Origin of the sequence: Nocardia fusca NBRC 14340 (assembly GCF_001618425.1) — a bacterium.
GTDB lineage: Bacteria > Actinomycetota > Actinomycetes > Mycobacteriales > Mycobacteriaceae > Nocardia > Nocardia fusca.
On sequence record NZ_BDCU01000017.1, the window covers coordinates 156,168 to 172,520 of the forward strand.

The following is a 16,353-nucleotide window of genomic DNA, read 5'->3' on the forward strand; positions in this document are numbered from 1 at the left end:
AGTTTCAATGCAGGCAATCGTAATGACGAATACCGGCGGCCCCGAGGTGCTGGTACCCCGGGAAGCCCCGGACCCGACCCCCGGCCCGGGCGAAGTAGTGATCAGGACCGAGGCGATTCCCGTCCTGTACCCCGAAACCCAGCTGCGTTCCGGCGCGTTTCCGATGGCCTCGCCACCGCCGGTCGTCTTCGGCTTCCAGGCGGCCGGCGAAGTGATCGCCGTGGGCGAGGGCGTCGGACCCGAGCACCTCGGGCGACGGGTGGTGGCCGATACGGACGGGACGGGGTCGTACGCCGAGCTGGTCCGCGCGCGAGTGGAAGCCACGACCCCGATTCCCGCGGGCGTCACGGCCGCCGACGCGGCGGCGGTGACGATGAGCGGTTCGGTGGCACTGGCGCTGCTGGAAGCCGCAGCGCTGACCGGCGCCGAAACAGTGCTGATCGAGGCGGGCGCCACCGGCGTGGGGGCCTACCTGGTCCAATTGGCCCGCGAATTCGGCGCGGCCCGGGTGATCGCGACCGCGGGCGGTCCGGAGAAGGTCCGGCGCGCGCGGGAATTGGGCGCCGACGACGTGATCGACCACCGCCACGAGCACTGGCCCGGGGAACTGCGCGAGGAAGCGGGCCGCACGATCGATATCGTGTTCGACTCACTCGGCGGTACCTCGGCGGCCGCGCTGCTCGATATCATGACGCCCGGCTCCGGCCGGATGCTCAGCTACGGCTGGCTCTCCGGGGAACCCGCCCGCATCTCGGCGGCCGACCTCATCCCGCACGGGCTGACGCTCACCGGATGCTCCGGCCCCGCCTGGCACGGCCGGGTGGGCCGCGCCCGCGCCGCGATACTCGAGCGGGTACCCGCTCTGGCGGCACCGGTGGAGACGATCCTGCCGCTCGACCGCGCCGCCGCGGCCCACGAGCTGCTGGAATCCCGGGCGCCGCTCGGCAAGATCATCCTGCGGCCGGGCCCGGCGGGGCGCTGATCAGCGCGTCAGGACGAAGAAGTACGGTTCGGCCAGACCGCGCATATCCATGACCCCGAGCAGCCTGTCGTCGCCGAGCCGGCGGAAATGGTCGATGATCGGCAGATGGTCGTAGACCATGGCGGCGCTGACCACGCCGCGGTACTCGATATCGCGTAGCCGGGCCGTCGCTTTGCGGGTACGTAGCAGCGGGCCGAGAGTGCGCAGATTCCTGCGGACCGGGCGCAGCCAGTGCGCCGGAATCCGTCCCGCCAGCGAAAGCGGGACCCGGCGCGGATCCACCGCGAATACGGTGCCGCGCTCATCGGTGAACAGCAGCGGATGCACCTGATCGGGCGCATCGAACTGTTTTCCGTACCAACCCGATTCGGACAGGGTGCCGTCCATCGGGTGGCCGGTGGGTAGTTCCGAGCCGCGCCAGCGGCCGGTGGTCACCTCGTCCACCCGCGCGGCCGGCAACCGGTCGAAGATCTCCCAGGCCTCCGCGGCAGTGCATCCGCCGTCGGGCAGGGTGATACCCGCGTTCTCGGTCATGGTCCGCACTCCTCGACATCATGGGACGTTGCGATGAACAGCCTATCGCCCTCTCATCGAGTCGCGCTTCGGACCGGGGCCGAAGGGGTCCGGTACGGGGTCAGCCGGTGATCTCCCATTCGTGGACCGTGATCGCCGACGAGCCGGTGGTGTGCAGCGGATCGGTGTACACCACCGCCTCGGCGGCCGCGAGCGAATCCGCGAGCACGAGGTACGCGCCGCCGCTGCCGTCGGTGAACGGACCACTTTCCTGCAGCATGCCCTTCGCCCGCAGCTCGGCGAGGAACCGGCGGTGCGGTTCGGCCACCGCCGGGTCGTAGGCCGGAGCGCGGAGGGCCAGCACCAGGTACTTGCGCATCTCAGTCCTCCGATTCCGGATCGCCGGAACGCCCGGCGGCCGCGGCCGCGGCCCGGATCTGCGGAGCTACCAGCACCACCTGCCCGAGCACCCCGTTCACAAACCCCGGGGAATCATCGGTGGACAGTTCCTTGGCCAGTTCCACCGCCTCGTCCACCGCGACGATCGGCGGGACATCGGGCGCGTAGAGCAGCTCCCATACCGCGACCCGCAGAATGGCGCGATCCACCGCGGGCAACCGGGGCAGCGTCCAATCCTGCAGATAGGACTCGATGGTCCCGTCCACCCGGTCGAGTTCCTCGGCGATACCGTCCACCAGGGTGCGGGTATAGGCGTGTACCGGCGCCACACCCTGATCGCGGGCCGCGAGCTCGATCCGCTCGTCGGCCAGATCGGCGGGATCGATATCGCGCGCCTCGGCCTCGAAGAGCAGGTCCACTGCCCGGCGGCGCGCCTTGTGGCGGGCGCCGAGTTTCTTGTAGGCGGATTTCTTGTCCGCGGACTGATCGGGCACGTCAGGAGTTGACGCGGCCCAGGTAGCTGCCGTCGCGGGTGTCGATGCGGAGTTTGTCACCGGTGTTGATGAACAGCGGGACCTGGACCTCGGCGCCGGTCTCCACGGTGGCGGGCTTGGTGCCGCCGGTGGAGCGATCGCCCTGCAGACCGATATCGGTGTGGGTGACCTCGAGCTCGGCGGTGACCGGCAGCTCCACGTACAGCGGCGCACCCTCGTGCGTGGCGACCTGCACGGTCATGTTCTCCAGCAGGAACCGGGCCTGCTCGCCGATGGTGCTCTCCGCGATGGCGATCTGGTCGAAGGTCTCGCCGTCCATGAAGACGTAATCGGAGCCGTCGTGGTAGAGGTAGGTCATATCGCGGCGGTCGACCGTGGCGGTCTCCACCTTCACACCCGCGTTGAAGGTTTTGTCGACGATCTTGCCCGACAGCACGTTCTTCAGCTTCGTCCGCACGAACGCGGGACCCTTACCCGGCTTCACGTGCTGGAACTCGACGATCTGCTGGAGATTACCGTCGATCTTCAGCACGAGGCCGTTCTTGAAGTCGCTGGTGTCCGCCACTGTCTTCGGGTCTCCTCGGTTCTCGGGCGACCGTCGTCATCCGACGACGATCAAATCTTTGCTGGTGTTGGTGAGCAGTTCCGGGCCCCCTTCGCGCACCACGAGCGTGTCCTCGATCCGGACCCCGCCGCGGCCGGGAAAGTACACACCTGGTTCGACGGTCACCGCCACGCCAGACTGGAGTGTACCCGTGCCCGTTTTGGCGATTCCGGGCGCTTCGTGGATGCGCAACCCCACTCCGTGCCCCAGACCGTGCACGAACAGCCGCCCGTGCCCGGCGGCGGCGATGACCTCGCGGGCGGCCGCGTCCACATCGGCGCACGGCACACCGGGCCGCAGCGCCTCGCGGCCGGCCCGCTGCGCGGCATACACCAGGTCGTAGACCTCGCGCTGCCAGGACGCGGGTTCGCCCAGCACGAAGGTCCGGGTCATATCCGAGTGGTAGCCGTCCACCACGGCGCCGAAATCGATCTTCACGAAATCACCGGCGGCCAGTACCGCCTCGGTGGGCCGGTGATGCGGAACGGCGGAATTCGCCCCGGACGCGACGATGGTCTCGAAGGCGATCCCGGCCGCCCCGCGCTCGAACATCGCCCATTCCAGATCCCGGGCGACCTGACGCTCGGTGCGTCCCGGCCGCAGCGCCCCGGTCTCCAGCAGTGCCGCCAAGGCCCCGTCACCGACGGCGCAGGCCGTGCGCAGCAGGTCGATCTCGTACTCGTCCTTGACCATGCGCAGCTGCTCGACCAGGCCCGGGGTCGCCACGAACTCCAGGCCCGAACCGAGCTCGAGCAGCGCCCGGTGCTGATCGACGGTGACGATATGGCTCTCGTAACCCAGCCTGCCGAACTGCCACTCCCCCGCCAGTTCCACCACCCGGCGCGACACCGCCCGGGCGATCTCGGCGCGCAGATCGGGAACCTGCTCGGCAACCTGGGTGTCGTAGCGGCCGTCGGTCGAGATCACGGTGCGGTCCTCCGCGCCCGGGGTGTCCCACGAGTGCACCAGCAGCGCGGCGTTCGAGCCGGTGAATCCGGTGAGATAGCGGATGTTCACCAGATCGGTGACCAGGAGGCCGTCGATCTCGTTCTGGACCAGCAGGTTGCGCAGGGCACCGCGCCGGGAAGCGTAATCGGGCCGGACCCGCGGGCTCCGACCGGCATCAGCAGACATGGCATAAAAGTACCGCCGACCCGGCCTCGGCACACGGGCCGACCGGGCGGCAGCCACCGGGAAATGAGGACCACCCGCTATTCACATACCGGCCCGGCGGCCCGACTTGTCCACAGATCGCGTTCGCCGCCACCGGTCCGGCCCGCCGGCGGCGATCGTGGACGGTATGACGACCCTCGGATTCCTCGCCTTGGCAGTCTGGTGCGCGGCGCTGAGCATCAGCGATATCCGCTCCCGGCGCCTACCGAACCTGCTCACGGCGCCCGGAGCCGTGACCGTGCTCGGTTACGCGGCACTGACCGGACACTTCCCCGCCGCCGCCCGGGGCGCGGCGCTGCTCGCGACCCCGTATCTGCTGATCCACCTGACGCGCCCGGCCGTCCTCGGGGCCGGTGACGTGAAATTGGCCGTGGGACTGGGCGCGGCTGCCGGGCTCGGTGGTGGTCCGGTCTGGGTCTGGTCGGCGGTCGCGGCACCGGTGTGTACCGCGATCGCCGGAGTCGGCGCACTGCTCGGCTCCCGGGCGGGCCGACGGATATACGGCGGCCGGTACCGTGGCGCCGGCCCGCGGGCGCCCGCGCCGGAAGGCCCCGGACCCACGATCCCGCACGGTCCGTCGATGTGTGCGGCGACACTTCTCGGACTCGCCCTGTGGTGACCCCGCGGCAATCCCGGGCACCACGCACGTCCCGGGGGCGATGAGCACGGCCGACCGCATCCCCCGTCTGTCGCGCCGACATGGGAAGATGGTCGGCGTGCTGCGCTGGATAACTGCTGGAGAATCCCATGGACCCGCTCTCGTCGCCATCCTGGAAGGGATGATCGCCGGTGTCGAGGTGACCTCGGAGGAGATCTCCGCACAGCTGGCGCGCCGACGGCTGGGCTACGGCCGCGGCGCCCGGATGAAGTTCGAGGCCGACAAGGTCACCGTGATCGGCGGGGTCCGCCACGGCCGGACCATGGGCGGGCCGGTCGCCATCGAGATCGCCAATTCCGAATGGCCCAAGTGGACCACCGTCATGTCCGCCGATCCCGTCGACGAGGCCGAACTGGCCGAACTGGCCCGCAACGCTCCGCTCACCCGCCCCCGCCCCGGCCATGCCGACTACTCGGGCATGCTCAAATACGGTTTCGACGACGCCCGCCCGGTGCTGGAACGCGCCAGCGCCCGCGAGACGGCGGCCCGGGTCGCGGCCGGGACGGTGGCGCGCGCCTTCCTGCGCCAGGCCCTCGGGGTGGAGGTCGTCTCCCATGTGGTCTCCATCGGTACGGCCGCGAACACCACCGGAGTGGTCCCCACCGGCGCCGATCTGGCAGCGATCGACGAGAGCCCGGTGCGCGCGTTCGATGCCGACGCCGAGGCGGCCATGATCGCCGAGATCGAGGCGGCGAAGAAGGACGGCGACACGCTGGGCGGGGTGGTCGAGGTGGTTGTCACCGGGCTCCCGATCGGACTCGGCTCCTTCACCAGCGGCGAGAACCGGCTGGACTCGCGGCTCGCGGCGGCGCTCATGGGTATTCAGGCCATCAAGGGCGTCGAGGTCGGCGACGGTTTCGAGACGGCGCGGCGCCGGGGCAGCCAGGCCCATGACGAGATGCGACCCGGCGGCGACGGCGTGCTGCGGTCCACCAACCGCGCCGGCGGTCTCGAGGGCGGGATGACCAACGGGGAGGCCCTGCGCGTCCGCGCGGCCATGAAGCCCATCTCCACGGTGCCGCGCGCCCTGGCCACGGTCGATATGTCCACCGGCGAAGAGGCCGTGGCGATCCACCAGCGTTCCGATGTCTGTGCCGTTCCGGCGGCCGGCGTGGTCGCCGAATCGATGGTCGCGCTGGTGGTGGCCCAGGCCGCGCTGGAGAAGTTCGGGGGCGATTCGCTCGCCGAGACGGTGGGCAACCTCGACGGCTATATGAAGCGGATCAGCGGGCGCCCCCATCTGAACCCGGGCGATACCGTCGCCGACCCGGCGTAATGACCGAGCAGACCGGTCCGCACGGCCCACTGGTAGTGCTGATCGGCCCGCCCGGGGCGGGCAAGACCACCATCGGCCGCAAACTCGCCCGGGAACTCGGCGTCGAGCTCTACGACACCGATGCCGGGATCGAGGAGGCGACCGGCCGCACCATTCCGGAGATCTTCGCCGAGGACGGGGAAACCGAATTCCGCCGGATCGAAGAAGAGGTGGTCGGCGACGCGCTCGCCACCCGCAGCGGTGTCGTCTCCCTCGGTGGCGGCGCGGTGCTCTCGGAACGCACTCGTGCCCTGCTCCGCGACCGGACCGTGGTGTATCTGGAGATCAGCATCGCCGAGGGACTGCGCCGCACGGGCGCCGGTACCCACCGGCCGCTGCTGGGTGGCGCCGACCCGGGGGCGAAATACCGGGAACTCATGCGAACCCGGCGGCCGCTCTACCGGGAGGTGACCTCGGTCCGGGTGCGCACCGACGGCCGCAGTCCCGGCCGTGTGGTCCGCTCGATTCTGGGGAAACTCGCACTGGAATCGGTCCGGGTGGCCGCCGACACCCCCGACACGGATCTGCTCGAAGGCTCGGGTATCCAGCGCACCAGCCGGTCCCGGGCCCGCCGGCGGGCCCGGGCGCGGGCGCGCCGGGCCGCGGCACAACGCGCGACGACCCCCGGCGAGCCCGGTACTCCGGCCGCTTCCGGAGGCGATGCGGCGGCATCGGGCACCACGGGCAGCGACACCGGAACCTCACCCGCCGCCGAGCCCGCGCAGGCCGCCGACAACGGCCTGCGCACCCCGGGCCGGTCCCGGCGGGCGCGCGCCAGACGGGCCCGGGCCCGGCGGCAGCAACGAGAACAGGCCGAACAGACACAGACAGGATCGGAGCAGCACACGTGACAGAACCGACGCGTATCGAGGTCCGCACCGCACAGCCCTATCCGGTGATCATCGGCCGCGGTCTGCTCGGTGACCTCGTCGAGGCGGTCACCGGCGCGGGCGGCGTACGGACCGTCGCCCTGTTCCATCAGCCGTCGCTGGTCGAGACCGCCGAGGTGGTGCGTGCCACGCTGGCCGAGGCCGGCCTGGACGCCCACCGCATCGAGATCCCGGACGCCGAGGCGGGCAAGGAACTCGCCGTCGCCGGTTTCTGCTGGGAGGTGCTGGGCCGGATCGGTCTCACCCGCAACGACGTGGTGGTGAGCCTCGGCGGTGGCGCGGCCACCGATCTCGCCGGATTCGTCGCCGCGACCTGGATGCGCGGGGTGAAGGTCGTCCACGTACCCACCACGCTGCTGGCCATGGTGGACGCCGCGGTGGGCGGTAAGACCGGTATCAACACCGAAGCGGGGAAGAACCTCGTCGGCTGTTTCCACGAGCCGTCCGCGGTGCTGGTCGATCTGGTGACCCTGGAAACCGTGCCGCGCAACGAGATCGTGGCGGGGATGGCGGAGATCATCAAGGCCGGGTTCATCGCCGACCCGGTAATTCTCGACCTGGTCGAACGCGACCCGCAGGCCGCGCTGGACCCGACCGGCGAGGTACTGCCAGAGCTCATCCGCCGGGCGGTCGCGGTCAAGGCGGAGGTGGTCGCGGCCGATCTCAAGGAGTCCGCGCTGCGCGAGATCCTCAATTACGGTCATACGCTGGGCCATGCGATCGAACGCCGGGAGCGCTACCGCTGGCGGCACGGCGCGGCGGTGTCGGTGGGTCTGGTCTTCGCCGCGGAACTGGGCCGGCTGGCCGGCCGGCTCGACGACGCCACCGCCGACCGGCACCGCAGCATCCTGGAGAGCGTCGGGCTGCCCACCACCTACGATCCCGATGCTCTGCCGCAGTTGCTGGAGAGTATGCAGACCGACAAGAAGACCCGCTCCGGTGTGCTGCGGTTCGTGGTGCTCGACGGATTGGCCAAACCCGGCCGGCTGGAAGGCCCCGACCCCGCCCTGCTCGCCGCCGCGTATTCGGCGGTCGCCGGCTCCGGGTCCACCGGAGGCAGCGCGATCCTGCTGTGAGACCGGCCGACCCCGGCTGTGAGACCAGACGCGGGCCGCGATCGCTACGATCGCGGCCCGCGTGCCCGGGTACCCGCACTCTTTCCGGAAGCTCACCCCGGTCCACGGCGATTCCGCCTGTCCGAGCCCGTCCTCTCCGCCGCGTGATGACCGGCGACAGCTGTTCCCGGCCGGATCGGGCTCGTCGGACCGTCAGGCGGGCGAGCCGAGCGCGGGGGTGACACCACCCGCCGACCGCTCGTTGTCACGGCTGCCCAGCCGCCGTCCGACGGCCACCCCGACGAGTCCGGGCACGAAGACCAGCAGGACGATGAACGACGAGGCGGCGGTGGCCTCGAACAGCAGGCCGCCGTCGCCGAGGTCGACCTTCGGCAGGAAATCGAGCAGCCAGGACACCAGTCCGCTGCCCACGCCGGCGACCACCGCGGTCTGCAGCCACCGGATCGTCAGGTCCGCGCCGTGCTCGGGGTTCGGGTGCTCGTGGCGGTCGGCCCGGCCGTCGCGCACGCCCAAGGCCACCGCGGCACCGACCAGCACCACCAGGCACAGCAGCCGCAACCACACCCCGTAGGTCGGGATGTAGCCCATCGCGAACCCGAGGAGCACCCGCAGGACGACGGCCAGCCCGCCGAGCGCCAGTGCCCGCAACAACCACGCAGTCATGCCGATCACCATAACTCCCCGCGCACCGGACTAGAACCCGTTACAGATATTCGCCGTGATCCGGTGCGCTACCGGCGGCATCAGCCGAGGTCGGCGAGCGCGGCGGTCATCGCTTCCCGGGGGGCGGGACGGCCGGTGAACTGCTCGACCTGACCGTAGGCCTGTTCGAGCAGCATCTGCAGACCGCCGATCACCGTGTGCCCGGCGGCGGCGACCGCTTCGGCCAGCGGTGTGGGCCACGGGTCGTACAGCGCGTCGAGCACCACGGGAGCCGCGGCCACCGATCCGGCGACCGCCGCGGCCGCCGCGGCCGGCACGGTGCTCACCACAGCGCCCGCGCGGCCACAGACACCGGCCAGCTCCGGCGCGTCGAACCCGATCACCCGGACGGCCGCGCCGAGCCGCTCGGCGAGTTCGCGCGCACCGGCCGCGCGGCCGGCATCGCGGGCGACGATGGTGATGGTCGTGGCCCCGAGTTCGGCCAGCGCCAGCAGCGCGGGACGGGCGGTGCCCCCGGCCCCCAGCACCACCGCCTCGGACAACTCCCGCACTCCGCCGCCCCGCAGTGCGCCCAGCACCCCGTCGACATCGGTGCAGTCGGCACGCCAGCCGGTCGCCGTCCGCACCAGGGTGTTGGCCGAACCGACCAGTACCGCGCGTTCGGTGCGCACCTGCGCGTACGCGAGGGCCGCTTCCTTGCCCGGCATGGTCACCGACAATCCGGCCCATTCCGGGCCGAGCCCCGCCACCAGACCGGGTAACCGGTCGGCGGTGCATTCGATCCGCTCGTAGGTCCAATCCAGACCCAGCGCGCGGTAGGCCGCCAGATGCAGCTGCGGAGACTTCGAATGGATGATGGGGCTGCCGAGCACAGCGGCGCGGCGCGGGCCCGCCGGTTCAGCGCCCACTGTCCAGGATCCCGCTCTCCAACGCCAATTCGATGTTCTGCAGATGTTCGGAATAGCTCTGGGTGAACAGGGTGGTCCCCTCTTTGTCGACCGTCACGAAGTACAGCCACGTCCCGGGCTCGGGTTCCTCCATGGCCTCCAGCGCCGCGATCGAGGGCGAGGAGATCGGGGTCGCGGGCAACCCGGGCATGGCGTAGGTGTTCCACGGGGTGGTCTGCCCGCGGTCGGCGTCGGTGGTCGCCACCTCGGTCTTGTCGAGTGCGTAGTTGACGGTGGAATCGAACTGCAGCGGCTGGTCGATCTCCAACCGGTTCACGATCACCCGGGCCACCTTGCTCATATCCTGCGGCAGCGCTTCGCGTTCCACGAGGGAGGCACCGATCAACGTTTCGTACGGGCTGAGCCCGTTGACCCGGCCGGATTCCAGAAGTCCGGTGGACTCGTAGCTGCGGGCGCTCTCGGTCACCAGCTGCCGCAGGATGTCCAGCGCGGAACCGCTCGGATCGAAATCCCAGCTACCGGCGGCGATCAGGCCCTCGAGCTGGCGGGCACGGTCGGGCACCGTGCGGACCGACTCGACCGCCCATTCCGGGACACCGAGCGCGGCCAGATCGGTGGTGGCGCCGGCCTGCTCCAGTTGTTCGTAGGTGACACAGCGGCGTTCGGGTTCTGCACCCACACAGCTGGCGGCGGCGATCTTGGTGTAGATGCCCTCCTTGCGCGCGCCGGTATTCACATCGTGCTGATCGTGCAGCTGCCGGCCTTCGGAGACGACGACATTGCCGACCCGCGATCCGGGCGCGACGAGCGCCGCGACCGCGTCCGCGGCCGGACTGTGTACCGGGATCGCGTAGTAGCCGGGCTGGAGCGAATTCATCCCCTCGTTCTGCACGGCGGCCTCGTAGAAGGCGGCGGAACTTGCGACGATTCCCGCTTCCGCCATCGTCGAAGCGATCTCGGTGGCGGTATCGCCGGATTTCACCTGGACCACCACGGGCGCACCGGCGGGACCGGCGAAATCCTCGGCCGGGGTGTAGCGATTGATTAGCTTGTACACCCCCGCGCCGACGACCAGCACCAGCAGGACCGCGGCGGCCACCCAGATCAGCCGGCGGCGGCCGCCCTCCTGTTTACGGGCGGCTTTCCGCGCCGCCGCGCGGCCCCCACGAGCGGGCGCGGTCCGCGCACCGGCGCGGCGTCGGGGCCGCGGCCGCGGCTCGGGTTCGGGCTCGTCATCGTCGTCGTACTCGTCTTCGTCGACATAGCGGGGAATGACGGCGGTGTCGTCGTCCTCGTAGGGGTCCCAGCCGTCCTCGGGCTCGTCGTCCCAGTCCGGCTCGTCGGCCACCGGCGTGGCGGAGGCCCGGCGGGACCGCTCCCAGGCCTTGTCGTCACGACGATATCGCCGCTCGGCCTCACGCTGCCGGAATTGCGCCTCCGCCCGCGCCCATCGATCCGTCATTCATCGTCTCCGGACAACGCGGTACGTGCCGCGTCCTCGGCCGACCTCATCACAGAACTCCGTTCGTCCAACCAGCTCTGCAGGATCGACACAGCAGCAGCCTGGTCGATCACCTGCCGCTGTCCGCGCGCTCGAACACCACTGTCCCGCAGAGCGCGTGCAGCAGACACCGTAGTCAAACGTTCGTCGGAAAGCCGGATCGGCAGTTCGGGCAGCGAGTCGCGCAATCTTCCGGCGAACTCCGTTGCCATACGCGCCGAGGTCCCCTTCTCGCCGCGCAGCGTGCGGGGCAACCCGACGATGATCTCCACCGCCTCGTACTCGTCCGCGATCGCCGCGATCCGCGCGATATCCGCGCCCGGCCCGGGCGCGGAACCGCCGCCGCGGGCAGCCCGCGGCCGGCCGGAGCGCCGGGAGCCGGTATCGCGGGGCACGGTCTCCACCGGGGTCGCGAGGATCCCGTCGGGGTCACTCGCGGCGACCCCGATCCGCACACTGCCCACATCGATGCCCAGCCGCCTGCCCCGGCCCGGATCCGTGGCAGGATCGGGCCGGTCGACGGGAGGGTCGTCCAGCGAGCCCACCGTCATCAGCCGGCGTGCGCGCCGATGTAATCGCGTACCGCCGCCAGGCCCGCGTCGATACCGGACGGGTCCGAGCCCGCGCCCTGCGCCATCTCCGGCTTGCCGCCGCCGCGGCCGGAGATCCGCGGCCCGAAGACGGCCACCAGATCACCGGCGGCGAAGCCCAGCGCCTGGGCGGGCTTGTTCACCGTCACCACGAACGGCACCTTGCCCTCGTTATTTCCGAGCAACACCACGACGGCGGGGGCGGAACCCAGCCGGCCACGGATATCGGTGGCCAGCGTACGCAGATCACCCGCCGATACTCCGGCCGGCGCGGCGGCCGCGACCAGCAGCACGTCCCCGAGCCGTTCGGCGGCATCGGCATAGGAACCCGCCGACGACAGCACGGCCGCGATCTTGCTCCGCTCGAGTTCCTTCTCCGCGGCGCGGAGCCGGTCCACCAGCTGCTCGACCCGCCCCGGTACCTCGTCCGAGGGCACCTTCAGCATCGAGGCGACCCCGGCCAGCAACGCGCGCTCCTTGGCCAGATATTGGTAGGAGTCGAGCCCGACGAACGCCTCCACCCGGCGTACGCCCGAGCCCACCGACGACTCGCCGAGCAGGGTGATCGGGCCGATCTGCGAGGAGTGACCCACGTGGGTGCCACCGCAGAGCTCCATGGAGAACGGCCCGCCGATCTCGACCACGCGGACCCGGTCGCCGTAGTTCTCCCCGAACAGCGCCAGCGCGCCCATTTCCTTGGCCTTGGGCAGATCGGTGACGAAGGTGTTCACCGGGAAGTCCGCGCCGACGCCGTCGTTGGACACCGCCTCGATATCGGCCTTCTGCTGCTCGCTGAGCTGCCCCTGCCAGTTGAAATCGAACCGCAGGTAGCCCGGTTTGTTGAGCGAACCGGCCTGGACCGCGTTCGGTCCCAGCACCTGGCGCAGTGCCGCGTGCACCATATGGGTACCGGAATGTCCCTGGGTGGCGCCGCGCCGCCAGGCCGGATCGACCTGGGCCAACACCACATCACCCTCGGTGATCTGTCCCTGTTCGACGGTGCACCGATGCACCCAGAGCTTCTTCGCGATCTTCTGCACATCGTTGACGACGAGTTTCGTCCCCGCCGCGGTGATCGTGCCGCGGTCGGCGATCTGACCACCGGATTCCGCGTAGAGCGGACTACGGTCCAGGATCACCTCGATATCGGTGCCCGCCGGCGCGGTCGGCACCCGGACTCCCTCGGAGATCAGGGCCAGTACATGGGCCTCGGAGGTCAGCTCGTCGAAACCGGTGAACTCCGTATCGCCGCGATCGACCAGTTCCTTGTACACCGACAGGTCGGCGTGCGCGTGCTTGCGGGCGTGCGCGTCCTCTTTCGCCCGCCGCCGCTGTTCGGCCATGAGCGTGCGGAACCCGTCCTCGTCCACCGAGAGGCCGGCTTCCGCGGCCATCTCCAGGGTCAGGTCGATCGGGAAACCGTAGGTGTCGTGCAGGGTGAAGGCGTCGGCGCCGGAGATGGTGCCGGTACCGCCGCGCGAGGTCGCCGCCTTGACCTGCTCCGCCGTTTCGTCGAACAGCTTCGAACCCGTGCTCAGGGTCTTACGGAACGCCGTCTCCTCGCCGACCGCGACGGTTTCGATCCGCGTGTAGTCGGTGGACAGCTCGGGATAGGAAGGCGCCATGAGCTTGCTCACGACCCGCATGAACTCGCTCATCACCGGCTGTTCGGCGCCGAGCAGCCGGGCCGAGCGAACGATCCGGCGCAGCAACCGGCGCAGCACGTAGCCGCGGCCGTCGTTGCCGGGGTTGACGCCGTCGGCGATCAGCATGGCCGAAGTGCGCGCATGGTCGGCGATCACCCGGAACCGGACGTCGTCGGCGTGTTCGACACCGTAGGAGCGGCCGGTCAGTTCCTCGGCCTTGTCGATGATCGGACGCAGCAGATCGGTTTCGTAGACGTTGTCGACGCCCTGCAACAGCAGTGCGATGCGCTCGACGCCCATACCGGTATCGATGTTCTTCTTCGGCAGCACGCCCACCGGCGGAAAACCCAGCTTCGGGCTGTCCTCGCCGCGGATGTCCTGCATGAAGACCAGGTTCCAGATCTCCAGGTAGCGGTCCTCGTCGGCGACGGGGCCGCCGTCGCGGCCGTACTCGGGCCCGCGGTCGTAGTAGATCTCCGAACAGGGCCCGCCGGGACCGGGCACGCCCATATCCCAGTAGTTGTCCTTACCGTCGCGGAACTGGATCCGCTCCTCGGGGATACCGGCCACCCGGCGCCAGATCTCGGCGGCCTCGGGGTCGTCCTGGTACGCGGTGACCCAGATACGCTCCGGGTCGAATCCGTACCCGCCGTCCTCCTGTGCGTTGGTGATCAGCTCCCAGGCGAAGCGGATGGCGCCTTCCTTGAAGTAGTCGCCGAACGAGAAATTACCCGCCATCTGGAAGAACGTATTGTGCCGAGTGGTGATGCCGACTTCCTCGATATCACCGGTGCGCACACATTTCTGCACGCTGGTCGCGCGCGGGAACGGCGGCGTCTGCTGACCGAGGAAATACGGCTTGAACTGCACCATGCCCGCGTTCACGAACAGCAGGTTCGGGTCGTCGAGAATCAGCGATGCACTGGACACCTCTGTATGCCCGGCACTAACGAAATGGTCCAGGAACCGCCGTCTGATCTCGTGGGTCTGCACGAATATCCAGCCTACCGGTGCCGCGCACCCGAATTATCACCGAGCCGGGTTTCCTGGGCGCAGACCGCGCACGATCCGGCGCAGCGTGCTGACCCGGGGCCCGACCGCCCGCTCGTGACCGTGGTCGGTGGGGTGGTAGTAGTCCACCCCCACGAGTTCGTCCGGCGGGTACTGCTGGGCGAGGACCCCGTCCGGGTCGTCGTGCGGGTAGCGGTAGCCCTGGGCGTTGCCGAGCCGCTCCGCGCCCGCGTAATGCCCGTCTCGCAGATGCGGGGGCACCGTGCCCGCCTTCCCGGCGGCCACATCGGCCATGGCCGCGCCGATGGCCGCGACCACCGCGCCCGATTTCGGCGCGGTCGCCAGATGGATGGTGGCCTGCGCCAGCGCCAGCCGGGCCTCCGGTAACCCGACCAGCTGCACCACCTGAGCCGCCGCGGTCGCGGTCTGCAGCGCGGTCGGGTCGGCCATACCGATGTCCTCGCTGGCGTGGATCATCAGGCGGCGGGCGATGAAGCGCGGATCCTCCCCCGCGGTCAGCATGCGGGCCAGATAGTGCAGCGCCGCGTCCACATCGGAGCCGCGGATCGATTTGATGAACGCGCTGATCACGTCGTAGTGCTGGTCACCGGCCCGGTCGTACCGGACGGCCGCCTTGTCGATACTGGCGGCCACCAGGTCGAGATCCACCGTCCCGTCCAGCGAGGATTCCGCCGAGGCCTCCAGCGCGGTGAGGGCCCGCCGGGCATCGCCACCGGCGATCCGCACGATGTGGTCGAGGGCCTCGCCGGTCACCGTGTACTGCCCGTCCAGACCACGCGGATCGGCGATGGCCCGGGTGAGCACGGCCCGGATATCGTCGGACCCGAGCGAATGCAGTTGCAGCACCAGCGATCGCGACAGCAGCGGCGCGACCACCGAGAACGACGGATTCTCCGTGGTCGCGCCGACCAGCAGCACGATGCGGTTCTCCACCGCGGCCAGCAGCGCGTCCTGCTGGGTTTTGGAGAAGCGGTGGACCTCGTCGATGAACAGCACGGTCTGTTCGCCCGCGGTGAGCCGCCGACGCGAGATGTCGATGACCGCCCGCACCTCCTTGACGCCGGCGGACAGGGCCGACAGGGCCTCGAACCGGCGCCCGGTGGCATACGAGATCAGCGATGCGAGCGTCGTCTTCCCGGTACCGGGCGGCCCGTACAGCAGAACCGACGCCGCACCCGACCCCTCCACCAACCGCCGCAGCGGCGAACCGGGGCCCAGCAGATGCTGCTGCCCGACGACCTCGTCGAGCGAGGCGGGCCGCATCCGCACCGCGAGCGGAGCGCGCGCCCCACCGTCCCGTGCGGCCTCACCCGCGAAGGCGATATCCGGTGCGCCCGCCCCCGCACCGGGCATATCGAACAGACCGTCACTCATTCCTGCGACGGTACCGCCCACCGCCGACACCAAGTCGGGGCCCAGCCTCCGGAGCCCGCACCGGCCGCCTCTCGACTCGTCATACGAGAGGTGCGTTGGTTGCCAAGGTAGGAGGTGAACTTGCTCGCCAAGGTGCTGTGTTTTTGGGCGCGCTGGCGCGCGCGAGGTTGAGGCCCCCTTGGTCTCGCCGTTTCGGCCTCGAGACTCGCGGCTTCGCCGCATGCGATGTGCGGTGGGCCGTCCATAGAGTGCGACCTTTGAGCACCTTCGGCCGAGGGGCGAGACGGGCCTCAACCCTTGGAGGTGTCTCGCAAAACTCGACACATGCGGTTGCGTCGGCATTCGATGGCCGGATCGGATGCCGACTCGACCGCCCGGCCGACCTGGCGTCTCATCGTTTCACGAACTAGCAGCTCCCACTCGGCGCCGAGTTCAGCGAGGCCCACAAAGGGTCGAGGCCCGTCCCGCCGTTCAGGCCTCGAAGCGCATGCGCGAAGCGCGAGTCTCGAGGCCCGAACGGCGGGACCTTCGGGGG

General features: G+C 70.1%; 15 protein-coding genes and 1 pseudogene. 5 read left to right on the forward strand and 11 right to left on the reverse strand.

Annotated elements, in window-relative coordinates; all coding sequences use genetic code 11:
• Positions 1 to 7: 7 nt before the first annotated feature.
• Positions 8 to 982, forward strand: a complete 975-nt coding sequence (locus NF4_RS07150; protein ID WP_063126496.1) for a quinone oxidoreductase family protein — start codon at positions 8 to 10, stop codon at positions 980 to 982.
• Here the strand turns inward: NF4_RS07150 and NF4_RS07155 are convergent, their stop codons facing one another.
• From NF4_RS07155 to NF4_RS07175, 5 genes are all read right to left on the reverse strand, one after another.
• Positions 983 to 1,516 carry a DUF4334 domain-containing protein gene (locus tag NF4_RS07155; RefSeq protein ID WP_063126497.1) on the reverse strand — a complete coding sequence of 178 codons (534 nt, stop codon included), beginning with the start codon at positions 1,514 to 1,516 and terminating at the stop codon, positions 983 to 985.
• A gap of 100 nt (positions 1,517 to 1,616) precedes the next feature.
• A complete protein-coding gene (locus NF4_RS07160) occupies positions 1,617 to 1,874 on the reverse strand; it encodes a YciI family protein (protein ID WP_063126498.1) in 258 nt (85 codons plus the stop codon).
• 1 nt (position 1,875) lies between these two features.
• Positions 1,876 to 2,388, reverse strand: a complete 513-nt coding sequence (nusB, locus tag NF4_RS07165; protein WP_063126499.1) for a transcription antitermination factor NusB — start codon at positions 2,386 to 2,388, stop codon at positions 1,876 to 1,878.
• 1 nt (position 2,389) lies between these two features.
• Positions 2,390 to 2,953, reverse strand: coding sequence for an elongation factor P (gene efp, locus NF4_RS07170; protein WP_063062821.1), 564 nt, complete (start codon positions 2,951 to 2,953; stop codon positions 2,390 to 2,392).
• A gap of 36 nt (positions 2,954 to 2,989) precedes the next feature.
• On the reverse strand, positions 2,990 to 4,126 hold the full coding sequence (locus tag NF4_RS07175; RefSeq protein WP_063126500.1) for a M24 family metallopeptidase: 1,137 nt from the start codon (positions 4,124 to 4,126) through the stop codon (positions 2,990 to 2,992).
• A 166-nt stretch (positions 4,127 to 4,292) separates the two neighbouring features.
• Here NF4_RS07175 and NF4_RS07180 point away from each other — a divergent pair, with 166 nt between their 5' ends.
• The 4 genes and pseudogenes from NF4_RS07180 to aroB all read left to right on the forward strand — a co-directional run bounded on the left by NF4_RS07180 (position 4,293) and on the right by aroB (position 8,104).
• Positions 4,293 to 4,784 carry a prepilin peptidase gene (locus NF4_RS07180; RefSeq protein ID WP_063126827.1) on the forward strand — a complete coding sequence of 164 codons (492 nt, stop codon included), beginning with the start codon at positions 4,293 to 4,295 and terminating at the stop codon, positions 4,782 to 4,784.
• A 97-nt stretch (positions 4,785 to 4,881) separates the two neighbouring features.
• Positions 4,882 to 6,099, forward strand: coding sequence for a chorismate synthase (aroC, locus tag NF4_RS07185; protein WP_063126828.1), 1,218 nt, complete (start codon positions 4,882 to 4,884; stop codon positions 6,097 to 6,099).
• Positions 6,099 to 6,617: pseudogene (locus NF4_RS39095) on the forward strand (shikimate kinase); the annotation flags it as partial. The gene aroC and the pseudogene NF4_RS39095, both read left to right, overlap by 1 nt.
• Positions 6,618 to 6,985: 368 nt before the next feature.
• Positions 6,986 to 8,104: a 3-dehydroquinate synthase gene (gene aroB, locus NF4_RS07195; protein WP_063126502.1), complete on the forward strand. Its 1,119-nt coding sequence runs from the start codon at positions 6,986 to 6,988 to the stop codon at positions 8,102 to 8,104.
• 192 nt (positions 8,105 to 8,296) lie between these two features.
• Here aroB and NF4_RS07200 read toward each other — a convergent pair whose 3' ends face one another.
• The 6 genes from NF4_RS07200 to NF4_RS07225 all read right to left on the reverse strand — a co-directional run bounded on the left by NF4_RS07200 (position 8,297) and on the right by NF4_RS07225 (position 15,818).
• Positions 8,297 to 8,767 (reverse strand): B-4DMT family transporter, encoded by a 471-nt coding sequence (locus NF4_RS07200; RefSeq protein ID WP_232330345.1) that lies wholly within the window; start codon positions 8,765 to 8,767, stop codon positions 8,297 to 8,299.
• Positions 8,768 to 8,847: 80 nt separating this feature from the next.
• The gene (locus NF4_RS07205) at positions 8,848 to 9,675 is read right to left on the reverse strand and encodes a shikimate dehydrogenase (protein ID WP_063126504.1); all 828 of its coding nucleotides are present in this window, start codon (positions 9,673 to 9,675) and stop codon (positions 8,848 to 8,850) included.
• On the reverse strand, positions 9,665 to 11,137 hold the full coding sequence (locus tag NF4_RS07210) for an endolytic transglycosylase MltG (protein ID WP_063126505.1): 1,473 nt from the start codon (positions 11,135 to 11,137) through the stop codon (positions 9,665 to 9,667). Before NF4_RS07210 ends, NF4_RS07205 begins: the two co-directional genes overlap by 11 nt.
• Entirely contained in the window at positions 11,134 to 11,727 is a 594-nt protein-coding gene (gene ruvX, locus NF4_RS07215; RefSeq protein ID WP_063126506.1) for a Holliday junction resolvase RuvX, read from the reverse strand. The genes NF4_RS07210 and ruvX overlap by 4 nt, the downstream gene beginning before the upstream one ends.
• Positions 11,727 to 14,405: an alanine--tRNA ligase gene (gene alaS / locus NF4_RS07220; RefSeq protein WP_063126507.1), complete on the reverse strand. Its 2,679-nt coding sequence runs from the start codon at positions 14,403 to 14,405 to the stop codon at positions 11,727 to 11,729. Before alaS ends, ruvX begins: the two co-directional genes overlap by 1 nt.
• Before the next feature lie 36 nt (positions 14,406 to 14,441).
• The gene (locus tag NF4_RS07225) at positions 14,442 to 15,818 is read right to left on the reverse strand and encodes a replication-associated recombination protein A (RefSeq protein WP_084532979.1); all 1,377 of its coding nucleotides are present in this window, start codon (positions 15,816 to 15,818) and stop codon (positions 14,442 to 14,444) included.
• Between the last annotated feature and the right edge of the window lie 535 nt (positions 15,819 to 16,353).

What these genes read in the sequence shown, in the direction of transcription:
- NF4_RS07180 (WP_063126827.1), top strand. Translation starts at nt 4,293, where the DNA reads ATGACGACCCTCGGATTCCTCGCCTTGGCAGTCTGGTGCGCGGCGCTG.
- NF4_RS07155 (WP_063126497.1), bottom strand. Translation starts at nt 1,516, where the DNA reads ATGACCGAGAACGCGGGTATCACCCTGCCCGACGGCGGATGCACTGCC.
- NF4_RS07225 (WP_084532979.1), bottom strand. Translation starts at nt 15,818, where the DNA reads ATGAGTGACGGTCTGTTCGATATGCCCGGTGCGGGGGCGGGCGCACCG.
- NF4_RS07210 (WP_063126505.1), bottom strand. Translation starts at nt 11,137, where the DNA reads ATGACGGATCGATGGGCGCGGGCGGAGGCGCAATTCCGGCAGCGTGAG.
- NF4_RS07150 (WP_063126496.1), top strand. Translation starts at nt 8, where the DNA reads ATGCAGGCAATCGTAATGACGAATACCGGCGGCCCCGAGGTGCTGGTA.
- ruvX (WP_063126506.1), bottom strand. Translation starts at nt 11,727, where the DNA reads ATGACGGTGGGCTCGCTGGACGACCCTCCCGTCGACCGGCCCGATCCT.
- NF4_RS07200 (WP_232330345.1), bottom strand. Translation starts at nt 8,767, where the DNA reads ATGACTGCGTGGTTGTTGCGGGCACTGGCGCTCGGCGGGCTGGCCGTC.
- NF4_RS07175 (WP_063126500.1), bottom strand. Translation starts at nt 4,126, where the DNA reads ATGTCTGCTGATGCCGGTCGGAGCCCGCGGGTCCGGCCCGATTACGCT.
- NF4_RS07160 (WP_063126498.1), bottom strand. Translation starts at nt 1,874, where the DNA reads ATGCGCAAGTACCTGGTGCTGGCCCTCCGCGCTCCGGCCTACGACCCG.